Origin of the sequence: Vibrio vulnificus NBRC 15645 = ATCC 27562 (genome assembly GCF_002224265.1) — a bacterium.
GTDB classification, from domain to species: Bacteria; Pseudomonadota; Gammaproteobacteria; order Enterobacterales; family Vibrionaceae; genus Vibrio; species Vibrio vulnificus.
In genome coordinates, this window is the sequence record NZ_CP012881.1 from 1,352,750 (window position 1) to 1,368,713 (window position 15,964).

Here is a 15,964-nt window from a genome sequence, read left to right on the forward strand (position 1 = left end):
TGAGCCTAAGTGTTAAAACTGGATGTAAATATCATGCTGCTGTCCGTCTCGTTCCACCGTGAGGTTCAACTCGGTGAGCTCTGAAACAGCATTAAAAATTTTGCCCATGGCGGCTGGGTCGGTGAGATCGTTGCCATTTAACTGCACGGCAATATCCCCATCTTGTAACCCAACGGCTTCAAACAGTTGTGGGCTTTTTCCCGGACTCACGCGATAACCAATCACTTTGTCTTCTTGCTTCACTTGAGACAAACGCACGTATTGGAAAATCTTCTGCGGATCGGCGGTAATTTCTTCTCGAATTTGCGCTAGCTGTTCATCCGTATCTGGCGGGTTATTCTTAGCGATCGTCGATGACGGAATGACACGCGGAGCAGATTCAGACAATTTCTTGTATTCCACGCCTTCAAGCATCAGGGTCTCGTCACGCCCTTCATTATCGATGATCACACGATCGACCAGAACCGCTTTTAACTTAGCGCGAGTGCCTTCGATTTCTTCCCCAACCCCGTAGGTTGCTTGCTGACCACGGTTGGCGATAACGGCCAAGCTGGTTTGAGGATTGCTGCTCGCCACCGCCCCAACTAACACCAAATTTAGCCGCGTTTTAGGCGCGTCTTGCACCACCGGTTGGCTGACAACAGGCTTAGGTTTATTCTCGTTGTAAACCCCAAACAAGTTGATGGCTTGCAGATCAGCAAGGTTTAATCGCTCACCTTGCTTACCTTGTGCGTTTTGCTGCGGTGCAGGTCGCCAAGCGACGATCTGCGTATTGCTCTCTTGTGTTAGCCAGACGACTTGTCCTAAAGTCCAGCCTGTCAAAGCCACCAGCACGCCAGCTAATAAAGCACTCGCTCGACTCTGAATCATGCCGTTGTTGGCAATCATCCGCGTCAGCAATGGGCTATTGGCCAATCCGGCACTCAGCTCTGATGGTTTCACTCAATCGGTTCCTTTCACTGTTTAAATTTTGCGCTCTCGCTTTCTTTGCTTGAACGCACTGCGATCTATCTTTCTTTATTCGACTGAAGAAAATCGCTCGCACTTTTCCTGATCAAGGTGGAAAAATGCTCTCCTAAAACAGCACGTTATGCTGTTGTTGCGTCGATAAATCTCGCTTCGACACAGAGCTTTGCACTATATCACAGCTTGCTTGTGACACGCCTCTCTGATTACGATTTTGCCAACTGCCTTGAAAAATTTGCGGTAAGTCACCATTGTAAAGTGCAAGATTCAATCATTCACAGCAGTGATTAGAGAGTAAAAGTGACCATGAGTTCCCCAAATGAAGCCGTTAGGCTCGATAAATGGCTGTGGGCTGCAAGATTTTACAAAACCCGTTCAATCGCTCGCGATATGGTCGATGGCGGTAAAGTCCACTATAATGGCCAACGTGCAAAGCCCAGTAAGATTGTCGAAGTAGGCGCGGTATTGAAACTTCGCCAAGGCAATGAAGAAAAAACGGTTGTGATAGAAAAGCTATCCACCCAGCGACGTGGCGCACCAGAAGCACAGACGCTTTATAGCGAAACGCAAGAGAGCCAAGCAAAGCGCGAAGCACAAGCAATGCAACGTAAACTCAACGCGCATAACCCAAGTCCAGACCGCCGCCCAGATAAAAAGCAGCGCCGCGACATTATCAAATTTAAACACCAGTAAAAGCCGGAAAATACCTACGAGGAATCGCTAAATGGCAAGCAATGTTTTGAATCGCTACTTATTTGAAGATCTTTCAGTACGTGGCGAGTTGGTACAACTGGATGAAGCGTATCAGCGAATTATTTCTAGCAAGGATTATCCGGCAGCCCTACAAAAACTGCTTGGTGAGCTATTGGTTTCTACCACTCTTCTGACTGCAACTTTAAAGTTTGAAGGCTCTATCACCATTCAGCTACAAGGCGATGGCCCTGTTTCACTGGCCGTGATCAATGGTGACAATGAGCAGAAAATTCGTGGTGTGGCTCGCTGGGAAGGCCATATTGCCGACGACGCAACCCTACACGACATGATGGGCAAAGGTTATATGGTCATCACCATCGAACCGAAAAAAGGCGAGCGTTACCAAGGTATTGTTGGCCTAGAAGGTGACAACCTTGAGCAAGTTCTGGAAGGCTATTTTGAACGCTCTGAGCAGTTGAAAACTCGCATCTGGATCCGCACGGGCGAGCACGAAGGCAAAGCACACGCAGCGGGTATGCTGATTCAAGTAGTGCCTGACGGCACTGGTTCAGAAAATGATTTCGAGCATCTGGAGCAATTGACCAATACGGTAAAAAATGAAGAGCTGTTCACGCTACCAGCAAACGAGCTGCTTTACCGTCTCTACAATCAAGAACAAGTGCGCTTGTTTGAACCGCAAAATGTCGAGTTCCGTTGTGGTTGTTCACGTGAACGCAGTGGCGCGGCGATCGTGACCGTCGACAAAAATGAAATTTATGACATTTTGGCGTCTGATGGATCCGTTTCTTTACATTGTGATTACTGCGGCACGACTTATTCGTTTGATGAATCTGACGTCAACAAGCTGTACGAAGAGGCAGCATCGGAGCCAAAAACGTTGCATTAATTTACCCGCTTTACCAAGCACGTAATTTACCCATCAAAAGGCCAGCTTATGCTGGCCTTTTTGTGATCAAAACCCGATAAAACATGGGTTTATACGTAATTAAATAACCCCTTAATTTTTGGCAATTAATAATTCTTTTGATCTAGCGCAAAGGTTTGCGTGCGCGATAAACTATCTCAGCCAATATGTGACGGGACACCTAAAACCATAGGAAAATTAAGGGCAATTTTTGAACTATATCCCTGTTTTCTCCCCCACCCGTTGTTAGCATGGTGAGCAGAAAAAATTAATAAATTCTTACAAAATCCCTACAAAAATCCTATAAGGAGCACCTATGACCGTTATGGAACATACAAAGGCTGCATCAATTGATCTAACCAAGCATGGTCTTCGCAACGTAAAAGAGGTTGTACGCAACCCAAGTTACGAAATACTGTTTGCAGAAGAGACTCGAGCTGATCTCGAAGGCTACGAAAAAGGCGTAGTGACAGAGCTCGGCGCGGTGGCTGTAGACACAGGCATCTTCACTGGCCGCTCACCAAAAGACAAATACATTGTGAAGGATGCCACCACCGAAGAACATATGTGGTGGACCACTGATGCGGTAAAAAACGATAACAAGCCAATCACACAAGAAGTGTGGAATGACCTAAAACAACTGGTCACTAACCAGCTTTCTGGCAAGCGCGTTTTTGTCATTGATGGTTATTGTGGTGCTAACCCTGATACCCGTCTTAGCATTCGAGTCATCACCGAAGTGGCGTGGCAAGCGCATTTCGTTAAGAATATGTTCATTCGTCCGACCGAAGAAGAATTGGCCAGCTTTGAGCCTGATTTCGTGGTGATGAATGGTGCAAAATGCACCAACCAAAAGTGGAAAGAGCACGGTCTGAACTCTGAAAACTTCACGGTGTTTAACCTAACTGAGCGCATGCAGTTGATCGGCGGTACTTGGTACGGCGGTGAGATGAAGAAAGGCATGTTCGCGATGATGAACTACTTCCTGCCTCTTAAAGGCATTGCGTCGATGCACTGTTCTGCCAACATGGGCAAAGAAGGTGATGTGGCGATCTTCTTCGGTCTATCTGGTACTGGTAAAACGACGCTGTCGACCGATCCAAAACGCGCACTGATTGGCGATGACGAGCACGGCTGGGATGACGACGGCGTGTTTAACTTCGAAGGTGGTTGTTACGCGAAAACCATCAAGCTGTCCAAAGAAGCTGAGCCTGATATTTACAATGCCATCCGCCGCGATGCACTGCTAGAAAACGTGACCGTTCGCAATGACGGCTCGATCAACTTTGATGATGGTTCAAAAACCGAAAATACTCGCGTTTCTTACCCAATCCATCATATTGAAAACATCGTTAAGCCCGTATCAAAAGGCGGTCATGCGAACAAAGTGATCTTCCTTTCTGCCGATGCGTTTGGCGTGTTGCCTCCCGTGTCTAAACTGACTCCAGAACAGACGAAGTATCACTTCCTCTCTGGTTTTACTGCGAAGTTGGCTGGTACTGAGCGTGGTATTACTGAACCAACACCCACCTTCTCTGCGTGTTTTGGTGCTGCGTTCCTGACGCTTCACCCAACCAAGTACGCTGAAGTACTGGTAAAACGTATGGAAGAAGCAGGCGCAGAAGCCTACCTCGTCAATACCGGTTGGAATGGCAGTGGCAAACGTATCTCAATCCAAGATACGCGCGGTATTATCGATGCGATCCTTGATGGTTCTATTGAAGAAGCACCAACCAAACACGTGCCTATCTTCAATCTAGAAGTACCAACATCGTTGCCTGGTGTGGATCCAACCATCCTTGACCCACGCGACACCTACGTTGACCCGCTACAGTGGGAAAGCAAAGCGCAAGACCTTGCTCAGCGCTTTATCAACAACTTCGCTAAGTACACCGACAATGCGGAAGGTCAATCACTTGTGGCTGCAGGCCCACAACTCGATTAGTGACCTAGCTACGAAAAGCAAACTTAAGCCCCTCTCCTGAGGGGCTTTTTTATTGAATCGTTGCGAAAATTAAGCCAAGCTTATCTGCACTTATTTGCAAACGTTAGTGATCAGTAGGCAGGGATGAAAAAAGCACTAATCAGTGTCGCGCTTTTGTTGATTGTCATCGCTCTAATTCCAATCAGCATTCTAGTGAGCTTACAAACGCGCTATGCCAGCCAAGTGTTTAATCAGCTCAGTCAGTTCAGCGGGCTTGGTATGCAAGCTGAGTCGGTCCACTATCAGTATCCTGACCATTTTTCGTTTAAGAATGTCTCTTTTACGCATAATGAAATGAGCTACGTTGAACAGTTGGAGATTTGGCTAAGCCCAGAGCTGTATGCCAACGGACGTGTGCAAGTTGCCAGTGTGTTACTGGATGGTTTGAGTCTACAAACGGGTCTTTCTCGCTCGCCAAAAACGTTTATTCCCAGCACCGTTCAGATTCACCAATTGGCCATTTCAAACCTCGATTACGCCGACAACCAGTTGAGTGCGCGCGGTATTAAGTTTCAGGTAAAGCAACCTCAATGGCAACGCAGCGATCAGTTCATTCCTTTCGGTGAGATTCAGTTCTCCGCAGAGCAGCTTTACTGGCAGGGCGAAGCGTTTAACCAGCCTTTGCTCGATATCGATTACAAACCCCAAGACAGCACTCTTTATGGTCTGTCCTTATCTTGGCGTGGCGCGAAAGTCTCAGGACAAGCGGAGCAATACCCGCAAGGTTGGTCATTGGTCAATGTCACCGTTGAAGGTCTCGATTTGTCACAGCAGCAACTCACATCCATTTTGGCGAAGCCATGGGAGAGGTTTGGATCGCAGATTACCCACATCAACAGCTTGGACATCTTGCGCAGTTCACTCGCGTTAGAAGATTACCGCTTGATCAACTTTGAACTGAGCAGTGAAAATTTGACCTTGCCTTTTTCACTTTGGCAGCAGCAACAGGGGCTCATCTCCTTCTCAGCAGAGAGCGTGCAAGATCAGCACAACGTGTGGGTAGAGCCGCGTATCAAACTCACCCTCGATCCCAACACAATCAACGTCGAGGAAGCGTCTGCTCAGTGGCAGCAAGGGAACCTTCTCTTCTCTGGCACGATCAAACCCGATGCGATAGCGCTGGATCAGCTCATGGTCAACAACGTGAAATGGGCGGCAGAGCAACCTGGCGAAGGCGCATGGCTTTGGCAATGGCTTGAAAATGCGTCATACGTGAGCGTAGAACGCTTGAACATCGAGCGCAGTCAGTTTATACAACTGATTCGCCAGCCATACTGGCAGCTCTCTGGTCTCAATATCGATGGGGAAAAATTACGGCTCAAACAAGAGCAACAACTCGGATTGTGGCAAGGCAAGCTGCGGGCTACCGCGGCCAACGCCAGTTATCAAGATATATTGAGCTCCCATCCTCTGGTGGAAATGCACAGCGACGATGGGCTTTGGCAACTTGACCGTCTCTTTGCACCGCTCAAACAGGGTTATATTGAGGCTTATGGTCAATTGCAGCTCAATAGTTTAAGCAAACCATGGCAAGCAACACTTAATGCCGATGGTTTACCCATGGGCTTATTGCTGTCACAGCTGCCGTTGCCTTTTGATCTCAATGCCATCAGCAGTATTGATGTCAGTGCAACGGGGTTGGGTGGCGACTGGGCAATGTTTTCCCATTCACTGACAGGTGGCATTCATGCTCGCCTACACGAAGCCTACACACCATTTGATGAAGGAAACATTCTCCCTCTGCAAGTCTCTGAAATCAGCTTAAGTATGGAGAGAGGCAAACTCACCCTCGCCCCCGTCAAACTGCAAGGGCCCGATATCGAGGGCACGATCGGTGGTGCGAGCGATCTTACTGCGCCGGAACAAGGTGGCATTCGCTATCAGGTGAAAATGGGCTGCCAACAATTGAGTGGCGATATGATGTCAGACGAACATCAACGCGTAAATCAATGCCCAGAGCAAAGCCAAGCGGCACAAGAAACTCCGCCAGCCCAAACAGAAGAGGCCGCAAACGCGGCCTCTTAATGCACTCAAACTTCATTACGCCTGCTGCTGTTGCAACTGCTTTTTATAGTTCGGCAGCAGCATGTACGTACCAGTAAACTCCACCGCCGCAACATCGCCACTGTAAATGGTCACCAAGATAACAATGCGCGCTTTACGGCCACTGGCAAGGCGATCTAAATCGCCACTGATCCCATCGAGCGAAGTGCTCGCAATCGGGGTCTTATCCACGGGATGACGATAACGAATGTTGCTGTCTGCCAACACGATATCGCCTTTCAAACCACGCTCTTTGAGTAGCAGCCACGCCATCCCCCACCCCGTTAGTGTCGCCAAGGTAAAGGCTGAACCCGCAAACAAGGTGTTGTGGGGATTGAGATTGGGATTGAGCTGCGCGCAGCACTCAAATTGATAACCGGTGTATTGGTTAATTTTGATGCCCATTTTGTCGGCGATCGGGATTTGCTTTTCCCAGCGGTCTTGCAGCTCGGTGCACCATTCTGGTTTACGCAGCACATTCGCCATCGGGTCTAGTGGTTTCACCATTTGTTGGTGACGAACAGGCCCACGCTCATCGGTCAGCTCGCCGCGACGTTCAAAACCATTCTTTTGATAAAAGGAAATGGCATCTTCGCGCGCGTTACACACCAAGCGTTTCGCCCCTTCTTGGCGCGCTAGAGACTCTAACGCCACCAGCACTAATGAACCCATGCCTTTGCTGCGGCGATTGCCTTTGACCGCCATATAACGAATTTGCCCTTCATTGTCCGGCGTGATGTAAAGACGGCCAATCGCAATCGGACGACCTCGGCCATCAACAATCATGCGATGATGGCTCATCGGATCGTATTCATCGCGCTCAGAGCCTATCGGCATGCGCCAAGGCTCACGCAGCATTTGCCAACGGAAGTGGAAATACTTGTTCAGTTGATTGTCCGTTTCTGGGGTGATCAGTTTAAACATAAAATTCCTTTTCCATGCATTATTCGCCCGTTCTTTGGCTCACTATACCTGTAACCAAAACGTCACTGGGCCATCGTTAATTAACGAGACTTTCATATCCGCAGCGAATCGTCCACGCTCCGTTGGTAGCACTTGCTGACACAAGTCGGAGAAATAGTCGTATAAACGCTCAGCTTCAGCCGGATGCGCACCACGAGAAAAACCAGCACGCGTGCCTTTTTTGGTATCGGCAGGCAAAGTAAATTGCGATACCACCAACACCTTACCGTCCACTTGCTGCACATTGAGGTTCATTTTGCCTTCGCTGTCTTCAAACACGCGGTAGGTCGTGACTCTCTCCATCAAACGCTTGGCTTTGGCCTCATCGTCGTCTTTTTCTACGCCGAGCAACACCAAAAGTCCCTTGTCTATCTGACCAACCACTTCACCATCGACGCGTACAGCTGCTTCACTAACTCTCTGAATCAAAGCGATCACGTTGAGTATCCTTTTCTAATTCTGTGTCATTGTCTGGCGGCGATTGTATCACGTCCACCGTTGGCCTCCAGTGCTCCCGCTCACCGAGTGCAGCGGTGACTTCAGCACCGATTAAAACAATCAACCAGCAGAGATACACCCAAACAAAAAGAATCGGAATGGCGGCCAAAGCGCCGTAAATCAGTTGATACGACGGAAACTGTGTAATGTACGCAGCAAAGCCTTTTTTACTAAGCTCAAACAACACCGCCGCAATCATGGCACCAACGACGGCATGAGAAAACTGCACCTTCTTATTCGGCACCAACAAATAAAGGCCAACGAAGGCCGAAGAAGAGAGGATAAATGGCAGCCAACGCAGCAACTGATCGTAAACGGTCGAGATCGCTTCACTATCAAGTAAACGCAGTGAGGTGATGTAAGAGGTGGCCGCAATACTGGCTCCGACCAAAATCGGCCCAAGCGTCAACACCATCCAATACATCGAAAACGAGAACACCGCACGACGCTTCTTCTTCACTCTCCAAATATAGTTGAGATTCTTGTCGATGTTGGAAATCAGCATCAACGCTGCCACAAACAGAAACGCCGCCCCCACCGCCGTCATTTTGCCCGTGTTCGCGACAAAATCTTGCAATGCCGCATGAACAGCGTCTCCCGATGCGGGAACAAAGTTATTGATGATGAAACTTTGCAATACGCTACCAACGTTCTCAAAAACGGAAAACTTCGACAAAATGGATAAGAGAACAGTGAGCATAGGTACAATCGAAAGTAACGTGATATACGCCAAGTAACCGGCATTCACATTAGTTCGGTCATGATTCATGCGCGCTATCAAATAACGAACAAATGCAATGCCCGCTTGCGCCCTTTGCGGCAATCTCAACTTGTCTCTGCCAAACAACTGGTTCATAGTCCTAACCATACGTAACTTAAATAGATCATTGAGAAATAAGCATGCCTTATTTAATCACCATACTACTAACGGTTTTTGCCCTGACTGGTTGTCAGTCCGCATACTACTCTGCAATGGAAAAAGTGGGTTACCACAAACGTGAGATCATGGTCGACCGAGTCGAAGACGCCAAAGAATCTCAGCAAGAGGCCCAACAAGAGTTTACCAGCGCCTTACAGGCTTTATCCAGCCTAACCCAATTTAATGGCGGTGAATTGGAGGAGGTGTATAACCAAATCAACGACCAGTACCAAGACAGTGAAAAAGCCGCGCAGGAAGTACGCGATCGCATTGCTGCGATTGAAGATGTCTCGGATGCTTTGTTCGATGAATGGCAACAAGAGCTCGCACTGTACACCAATGCCAAGCTGCGCCGCTCTAGCGAACAAAAGCTCAAGGAGACCAAAGCCTCTTACCAACAGATGCTCAAAGCGATGAAACGAGCAGAGCAAAAAATGACGCCAGTGCTCAACACGCTGCGCGACAATACCTTGTATTTGAAACACAACCTCAACGCCAGCGCCGTTGGTTCGTTGCAAGGCGAGTTCATGAACTTGGAAAAAGAGATCGCCAATGCCATCTCGCAAATGAACGCTGCAATAGCCGAATCCGACAAGTTCTTGCAAAAACTCAACCAGCAGTAAGCTTCTCAAACCTCCCACTTTCGGGAGGTTTTTAGTTGTGCCTCGCTAGGGTCGGTTAACCGTGTTCACCCTACATGCTGCAGAATAAACGCCACCCGCTCAGCCACACTTCCCCACGGCACTTCCACCACTTGATAGCCTAGCTCACGGTAGCACTCCACCAACATTTGATGAATCTGCAGCGCTTCGGCAAACGTGTGTGGCCGCACTTCGTCTTGGACATAAATGGACGACTCTGGTTTGCAGACGAACACTTTGGCGTAATAACCCTGGCTGGCGTGATGCAACGCGGTGGGTACCTCACAGCGCCCCATTTTGAGGTAGCCAATAATATCGGGAATGGCGCGGTCGAAAAACGCGACGGTGGCACCACTGGCTTGCCGTTTTTGCTCACTCATCAACGCCAAACACAACTCAGCGAAAGCGGGAAGATTGGTCCAGGGCAGAATGCCGTCAGCGCGTACACTTTGCTCCTCGATCAATGTGCGAGAGCCTTCCGCAAAAGTCATGTAACCCTGCGCCGACAGCGCATTAATTAATGTGGTTTTACCCGCTCCAGGGCCACCACTGATGATCACCAAATCCATGTTTTGCTCCTAACTAAACAAAAACCCTGAGTCGTTGCCAACTCAGGGTTTCTCATTTAATTAACCGAAAGCGTAATTACTTCGCTTCGCGAGAAGCACGTTTACGATCGCTTTCCGTTAGGAACTTCTTACGGATACGGATGTTTTCCGGCGTTACTTCTACTAGCTCGTCGTCATCGATGAACTCTAGTGCTTGTTCTAGGGTCATCGTGATTGGTGGCGTTAGCACCTGTGCGTCATCCGTACCAGAAGCACGAACGTTGGTTAGCTGCTTACCTTTCAGTGCGTTTACGGTTAGGTCGTTATCACGGCTGTGAATACCGATAACCATACCTTCGTACACTTCCACACCGTGACCGATGAAGAGACGACCACGCTCTTGCAGGTTAAATAGCGCGTTGGTTAGCGCTTTACCCGCTGCGTTCGCAATCAATACACCGTTGATACGTTGACCGATGTTACCGCCTTTGTGTGGGCCGTAGTGATCAAACGTATGGTAAAGAAGACCTGAACCTGAAGTCAGTGTCATGAACTCCGTTTGGAAACCGATCAGACCACGAGATGGCATCATAAAGTCCAAACGAACACGGCCTTTACCATCTGGAGACATGTCTTTCAGTTCGCCTTTACGCATACCGATCTTCTCCATAATGCCACCTTGGTGTTCTTCTTGAACGTCGATGGTTACGGTTTCGAACGGTTCCATTAGCTGGCCGTTTTCTTCCTTCAGGATTACTTCTGGACGCGATACTGCAAGCTCAAAGCCTTCACGACGCATGTTCTCGATCAGGATAGATAGGTGAAGCTCACCACGGCCTGAAACGCGGAATTTGTCTGGATCTTCTGTTTGCTCAACGCGCAGTGCTACGTTGTGAACCAGTTCCTTCTCAAGACGCTCAAGGATGTTACGTGAAGTCACGTATTTACCTTCAAGACCCGCAAACGGAGAGGTGTTTACTTGGAACGTCATGGTGACGGTTGGTTCATCAACAGACAATGCTGGCAACGCTTCTGGCTTATTTACATCACAGATGGTGTCTGAGATTTTTAGCTCGCCAAGACCAGTGATTGCAATGATGTCGCCCGCGGTTGCTTGTTCAACTTCGTGACGCTCAAGGCCCATGTAACCCAGTACCGTGCCCACTTTACCGTTACGTGTTTTGCCATCAGCACCAACGATGGTCACTTGTTGGTTTGCTTTCACTTTACCGCGAGTCACACGACCAACACCGATAACACCCACGTATGAGCTGTAATCGAGCTGAGAGATTTGCATCTGTAGTGGGCCGTCAAGGTCAACATTTGGCGCATCAACCACATCAACGATCGTTTGGAATAGTGGTTCCATGTCTTCGCCAGTTTCGCCTTCTTCTAGAGAAGCCCAACCGTTAAGTGCTGAAGCATAAACCACTTTGAAATCAAGCTGTTCATCAGTTGCGCCTAGGTTGTCGAATAGGTCAAACACTTGGTCCATAACCCAATCAGGACGCGCACCTGGACGGTCGATCTTGTTGATTACAACGATTGGCTTAAGGCCGTGTGCGAATGCTTTTTGCGTTACAAAACGCGTTTGTGGCATTGGACCATCTACTGCGTCAACGATAAGTAGCACGCAGTCTACCATCGACATAATACGCTCAACTTCGCCACCGAAGTCCGCGTGTCCCGGGGTATCTACGATATTGATGCGGTAGTCATTCCAACGGATAGCGGTGTTTTTCGCCAAAATGGTAATGCCACGCTCTTTTTCGATGTCGTTCGAGTCCATGACTCGCTCTTCTACATCGCCGCGAGATTGTAAAGTGCCCGATTGCTGCAGCAATTTATCAACCAGTGTTGTTTTACCGTGGTCAACGTGCGCGATGATCGCGATATTTCTTAATTTATCAATCTGTGGAGTCGTCATGGATTCTGATTCACTTGTTTAGACAATATTACTCAAACCGTTCACTTTTTAAACAAAGCCCAGTTTGATTAAAAAAACGGCCATAATGTACCAGATTTTGATAAAAAACCCAGAAATATGTGATCTATTCGTGAGTATTTTTCTTTTATTGACGCTAATCGCCCCTCTTCAACCCCAACCATTTCTCGAGCCGCCTCACTCTATCAAGCTTTTATGCAAAGATGAGCACACGATCGTTGACAAAAGCAACAAACAGGGGCGAAATGGATCGCGCTTATGATTCACAATGGTGCAACGAACATTGTTTCGCACCATTAAGGTGCGCTCGAGGATCATTTTGGTGCATAAAGGAAGAGCAAACGCACACAAAACAAAGCAAGTGCATGATTAATATGAACTTAAAAAATTGGCACGCTTTTAGCTTTGTAAGAATCAGCATCGATTAATAAGAATGAAATGAAATTAATCAATGCTGGATTCCAAACCGAATCTGACTATTACCGCTTTAATAACACTGGAGGTTATCCAAGATGTCAGTAGAAAACGTTTTATCGCTGATCCAAGAAAACGAAGTTAAGTTTGTTGACCTGCGTTTTACCGATACTAAAGGTAAAGAGCAGCACATCTCTATTCCTTCTCACCAAATCGATGCTGACTTCTTCGAAGACGGTAAAATGTTCGATGGTTCGTCTGTTGCTGGCTGGAAAGGTATTAACGAATCAGACATGGTGATGATGCCTGACGCATCTTCAGCGGTTCTAGACCCATTTACTGAAGAAGCAACGCTAAACATCCGTTGTGACATCCTAGAACCTGCAACGATGCAAGGTTACGACCGTGACCCACGCTCTATCGCGAAACGCGCTGAAGAGTACATGCGCTCTACTGGCCTTGCAGACACCGTTCTAGTTGGTCCAGAGCCAGAGTTCTTCCTGTTTGACGATGTAAAATTCGCAACTGACATGTCGGGTTCTTTCTTCAAGATCGATGACGTAGAAGCAGCATGGAACACAGGTTCTGACTACGAAAACGGTAACAAAGGTCACCGTCCAGGCGTGAAGGGTGGTTACTTCCCTGTAGCTCCAGTGGATTCTTCACAAGACCTACGTTCTGCAATGTGTCTAGTGATGGAAGAGATGGGCCTTGTTGTTGAAGCGCACCACCACGAAGTAGCAACAGCGGGTCAAAACGAGATCGCAACTCGCTTTAACACACTAACGACTAAAGCGGACGAGATCCAAATCTACAAGTACGTGGTACACAACGTTGCACACGCATTTGGCAAAACAGCAACCTTTATGCCTAAGCCACTCGTCGGCGACAACGGTTCTGGTATGCACGTTCACCAATCACTAGCCAAAGATGGCGTGAACCTATTTGCGGGTGACAAGTACGGCGGTCTCTCTGAAATGGCGCTTTACTACATCGGCGGCATCATCAAGCACGCACGTGCACTGAACGCGATCACTAACCCAGCGACCAACTCGTACAAGCGTCTGGTTCCTCACTACGAAGCACCAGTAATGCTGGCTTACTCTGCGCGTAACCGTTCTGCGTCTATCCGTATCCCAGTGGTACCAAGCCCGAAAGCACGTCGTATCGAAGTTCGCTTCCCAGATCCAGCTGCAAACCCATACCTAGCGTTTGCAGCCATGCTGATGGCTGGTCTTGACGGTATCAAGAACAAGATCCACCCAGGCGAAGCAATGGACAAAGATCTGTACGATCTACCAGCGGAAGAAGCGGCAGAGATTCCAAAAGTAGCGGAATCGCTAAAACAAGCACTAGAGTACCTAGACAATGACCGTGAGTTCCTAACTGCAGGTGGCGTATTCTCTGATGATTTCATCGATTCTTACATCGAGCTGAAAACAAAAGAAGTTGAGCGCGTAAACGTTGCGGTTCACCCACTAGAGTTCGAACTATACTACTCAGTATAATTTGCTCACTATGTAAACTTTGTAACCTTAGTTACATCAATTTTAAGGCTCGCCTCGCAGGCGAGCCTTTCTTTTATTTTCCAAATGTAAACCGAGTAATAACATAACCTTGCTATAACAAAAACGATATCGGAACCCTGCGCTCCGCAGAGGCTTCGTTTTATTAACGTGAACTCGCATCTCTTTGGAGGTGAACAATGAAATTGCTTTTTGCTCTGGTTCTCTCTTTGAGCGCCCCGTTGGTGTGCGCCCAAACTGTCTACACTTGGGTCGATGACAACGGTGTGCTCCACATGAGCGATACCCCCAACAATGGCGCTAAAACCGTCAAACTTCCTGATCTCGAAGCCAGCGCTCCCCCTCCTCAAGTGGAATCAACCCAATCACTCGATAAACCGGCAGAGCTGGCCAAAGAGAAACCGAAAAGCCAACAGCAAGAGGCGGTACCTCTTGCATTGACACTGGCGTCTCCCAGCCACGATGCCACCATTCGCAGTAATCAAGGGATCATCACCATTCAGGTTCAAACCAACCGTAAGCTGGACATTGGCGAGCAACTGCAACTGGTGTTTGATGGCAATCGCTACGGTGCTCCACAAACCTCAACCTTGTGGCAGCTCAAAAACATCGACCGCGGCACGCACATTATTGCCATTCAGGCCGTACGAAGCGGCAAGCTTATTGCATCAACTAGCCCTATATCAGTGCATCTTCATCGCACCAAGATAAAATAGCGGCTTACAGGCAATATTAAGTAGCTGATAGACGGAAATTCTCCTTTCTCTTGTCTTTGTAATCCGCCATACTGAATTCATTTGCACCAACTTAGTGCAATGCACCAGAAGATAACAAAGACAAGGATGTGAAGGTGAATTCCGCTCTCTCAAATACCATACTCAGCAACATGGTGACTGCGACGCTCATCTTGGATGATGAGCTGCAAATACACCACGCCAATCCTGCGGCAGAGCAATTGTTTGCTCAAAGTGCCAAGCGCATTGTGCACCACCCACTCTCGCAGTTGATTCAGCATGCGTCGCTCGATCTCGCCCTGCTTTCACAGCCATTACAAAGCGGACAAAGCATTACCGACAGTGACGTCACTTTCGTGGTGGATGGCAAACCTTTGTTGCTGGAGGTGACGGTCAGCCCGATTTCAATCGAAAGAGAGCTGATGCTCTTGATGGAGATGCGTAAAGTCGACCAACAGCGCCGAATCACTCAGGAGATGAACCAGCACGCCCAACAACAAGCCGCAAAGCTCTTGGTGCGAGGCCTAGCTCATGAAATCAAAAACCCGCTAGGAGGTCTACGTGGCGCAGCACAACTGCTGGAAAAAATGCTGCCCGATCCTTCATTAACGGAATACACCCAGATCATTATTGAGCAAGCAGACCGATTGCGCGCGTTAGTCGATCGACTACTCGGCCCACAAAAACCGGGCAAAAAACAACAAACCAATCTTCACCAAGTTCTCGAAAAAGTTCGGCAACTTGTGGAGCTGGAGTCCGAACAAACGCTGGTCATCGAGCGAGACTATGATCCAAGCTTGCCCGATATTTACATTGATGCTGACCAAATAGAGCAGGCGATGCTCAATATCGTTAGCAATGCTTCGCAAATTTTGGCTCACCAAGAGGATGGAAAAATCTCCATTCGCACCAGAACGGTGCATCAGGCTAATATCCATGGTCAACGCTGCAAAGTGGCAGCCCGGATTGAAATTATGGATAACGGGCCAGGTATCCCCGTTGAGCTTCAAGATACTTTGTTTTACCCCATGGTCAGTGGTCGAGAAGGCGGCACAGGATTAGGTCTCTCTATCTCACAAAACCTGATTGATCAGCATAACGGCAAAATTGATGTCGAAAGCTGGCCAGGACACACCAATTTTACGATTTATCTGCCAATTTAACG

Annotated in this window: 13 protein-coding genes and 1 pseudogene; 8 read left to right on the forward strand and 6 right to left on the reverse strand. The window is 48.2% G+C overall.

What is annotated here, in order from left to right; all coding sequences use genetic code 11:
* Positions 1-12: 12 nt before the first annotated feature.
* Positions 13-888 carry a type II secretion system protein GspC gene (gspC, locus tag AOT11_RS06250; protein ID WP_157401904.1) on the reverse strand — a complete coding sequence of 292 codons (876 nt, stop codon included), beginning with the start codon at positions 886-888 and terminating at the stop codon, positions 13-15.
* Positions 889-1,272: 384 nt separating this feature from the next.
* Here gspC and hslR point away from each other — a divergent pair, with 384 nt between their 5' ends.
* The 4 genes from hslR (at position 1,273) to AOT11_RS06270 (ending at position 6,593) form a co-directional block, all read left to right on the forward strand.
* Complete coding sequence (gene hslR, locus AOT11_RS06255; RefSeq protein ID WP_011078946.1) at positions 1,273-1,659, forward strand: ribosome-associated heat shock protein Hsp15; 387 nt, start codon at positions 1,273-1,275, stop codon at positions 1,657-1,659.
* A 31-nt stretch (positions 1,660-1,690) separates the two neighbouring features.
* Positions 1,691-2,566, forward strand: a complete 876-nt coding sequence (gene hslO, locus AOT11_RS06260) for an Hsp33 family molecular chaperone HslO (protein ID WP_017420504.1) — start codon at positions 1,691-1,693, stop codon at positions 2,564-2,566.
* Positions 2,567-2,900: 334 nt separating this feature from the next.
* A complete protein-coding gene (pckA, locus tag AOT11_RS06265) occupies positions 2,901-4,529 on the forward strand; it encodes a phosphoenolpyruvate carboxykinase (ATP) (protein ID WP_017420505.1) in 1,629 nt (542 codons plus the stop codon).
* 123 nt (positions 4,530-4,652) lie between these two features.
* Positions 4,653-6,593 carry an AsmA family protein gene (locus AOT11_RS06270; RefSeq protein ID WP_017420506.1) on the forward strand — a complete coding sequence of 647 codons (1,941 nt, stop codon included), beginning with the start codon at positions 4,653-4,655 and terminating at the stop codon, positions 6,591-6,593.
* A gap of 15 nt (positions 6,594-6,608) precedes the next feature.
* Here the strand turns inward: AOT11_RS06270 and AOT11_RS06275 are convergent, their stop codons facing one another.
* The 3 genes and pseudogenes from AOT11_RS06275 to AOT11_RS06285 form a co-directional block, all read right to left on the reverse strand.
* Positions 6,609-7,535 carry a bifunctional GNAT family N-acetyltransferase/hotdog fold thioesterase gene (locus AOT11_RS06275; protein ID WP_017420507.1) on the reverse strand — a complete coding sequence of 309 codons (927 nt, stop codon included), beginning with the start codon at positions 7,533-7,535 and terminating at the stop codon, positions 6,609-6,611.
* Positions 7,536-7,577: 42 nt separating this feature from the next.
* The gene (gene dtd, locus AOT11_RS06280) at positions 7,578-8,012 is read right to left on the reverse strand and encodes a D-aminoacyl-tRNA deacylase (RefSeq protein WP_013572578.1); all 435 of its coding nucleotides are present in this window, start codon (positions 8,010-8,012) and stop codon (positions 7,578-7,580) included.
* A gap of 63 nt (positions 8,013-8,075) precedes the next feature.
* Positions 8,076-8,841: pseudogene (locus tag AOT11_RS06285) on the reverse strand (virulence factor BrkB family protein); the annotation flags it as partial.
* Between the two features lie 131 nt (positions 8,842-8,972).
* Between AOT11_RS06285 and AOT11_RS06290 the strand changes: the two are divergent.
* Complete coding sequence (locus AOT11_RS06290) at positions 8,973-9,614, forward strand: DUF2959 domain-containing protein (protein WP_017420509.1); 642 nt, start codon at positions 8,973-8,975, stop codon at positions 9,612-9,614.
* A 65-nt stretch (positions 9,615-9,679) separates the two neighbouring features.
* Here the strand turns inward: AOT11_RS06290 and AOT11_RS06295 are convergent, their stop codons facing one another.
* Positions 9,680-10,201: an AAA family ATPase gene (locus tag AOT11_RS06295; protein WP_017420510.1), complete on the reverse strand. Its 522-nt coding sequence runs from the start codon at positions 10,199-10,201 to the stop codon at positions 9,680-9,682.
* Between the two features lie 76 nt (positions 10,202-10,277).
* On the reverse strand, positions 10,278-12,107 hold the full coding sequence (gene typA / locus AOT11_RS06300; protein ID WP_011078955.1) for a translational GTPase TypA: 1,830 nt from the start codon (positions 12,105-12,107) through the stop codon (positions 10,278-10,280).
* Positions 12,108-12,637: 530 nt separating this feature from the next.
* Between typA and glnA the strand changes: the two genes are divergently transcribed.
* The 3 genes from glnA (at position 12,638) to glnL (ending at position 15,962) form a co-directional block, all read left to right on the forward strand.
* Positions 12,638-14,047 carry a glutamate--ammonia ligase gene (gene glnA / locus AOT11_RS06305; RefSeq protein WP_017420511.1) on the forward strand — a complete coding sequence of 470 codons (1,410 nt, stop codon included), beginning with the start codon at positions 12,638-12,640 and terminating at the stop codon, positions 14,045-14,047.
* Between the two features lie 197 nt (positions 14,048-14,244).
* A complete protein-coding gene (locus AOT11_RS06310) occupies positions 14,245-14,781 on the forward strand; it encodes a DUF4124 domain-containing protein (protein WP_017420512.1) in 537 nt (178 codons plus the stop codon).
* Positions 14,782-14,909: 128 nt separating this feature from the next.
* Entirely contained in the window at positions 14,910-15,962 is a 1,053-nt protein-coding gene (gene glnL, locus AOT11_RS06315) for a nitrogen regulation protein NR(II) (protein ID WP_017420513.1), read from the forward strand.
* Positions 15,963-15,964 lie beyond the last annotated feature (2 nt).

What these genes read in the sequence shown, in the direction of transcription:
- glnA (WP_017420511.1), top strand. Translation starts at nt 12,638, where the DNA reads ATGTCAGTAGAAAACGTTTTATCGCTGATCCAAGAAAACGAAGTTAAG.
- gspC (WP_157401904.1), bottom strand. Translation starts at nt 888, where the DNA reads ATGATTGCCAACAACGGCATGATTCAGAGTCGAGCGAGTGCTTTATTA.
- hslR (WP_011078946.1), top strand. Translation starts at nt 1,273, where the DNA reads ATGAGTTCCCCAAATGAAGCCGTTAGGCTCGATAAATGGCTGTGGGCT.
- pckA (WP_017420505.1), top strand. Translation starts at nt 2,901, where the DNA reads ATGACCGTTATGGAACATACAAAGGCTGCATCAATTGATCTAACCAAG.
- AOT11_RS06290 (WP_017420509.1), top strand. Translation starts at nt 8,973, where the DNA reads ATGCCTTATTTAATCACCATACTACTAACGGTTTTTGCCCTGACTGGT.
- AOT11_RS06270 (WP_017420506.1), top strand. Translation starts at nt 4,653, where the DNA reads ATGAAAAAAGCACTAATCAGTGTCGCGCTTTTGTTGATTGTCATCGCT.
- AOT11_RS06275 (WP_017420507.1), bottom strand. Translation starts at nt 7,535, where the DNA reads ATGTTTAAACTGATCACCCCAGAAACGGACAATCAACTGAACAAGTAT.
- typA (WP_011078955.1), bottom strand. Translation starts at nt 12,107, where the DNA reads ATGACGACTCCACAGATTGATAAATTAAGAAATATCGCGATCATCGCG.
- AOT11_RS06295 (WP_017420510.1), bottom strand. Translation starts at nt 10,201, where the DNA reads ATGGATTTGGTGATCATCAGTGGTGGCCCTGGAGCGGGTAAAACCACA.
- hslO (WP_017420504.1), top strand. Translation starts at nt 1,691, where the DNA reads ATGGCAAGCAATGTTTTGAATCGCTACTTATTTGAAGATCTTTCAGTA.
- AOT11_RS06310 (WP_017420512.1), top strand. Translation starts at nt 14,245, where the DNA reads ATGAAATTGCTTTTTGCTCTGGTTCTCTCTTTGAGCGCCCCGTTGGTG.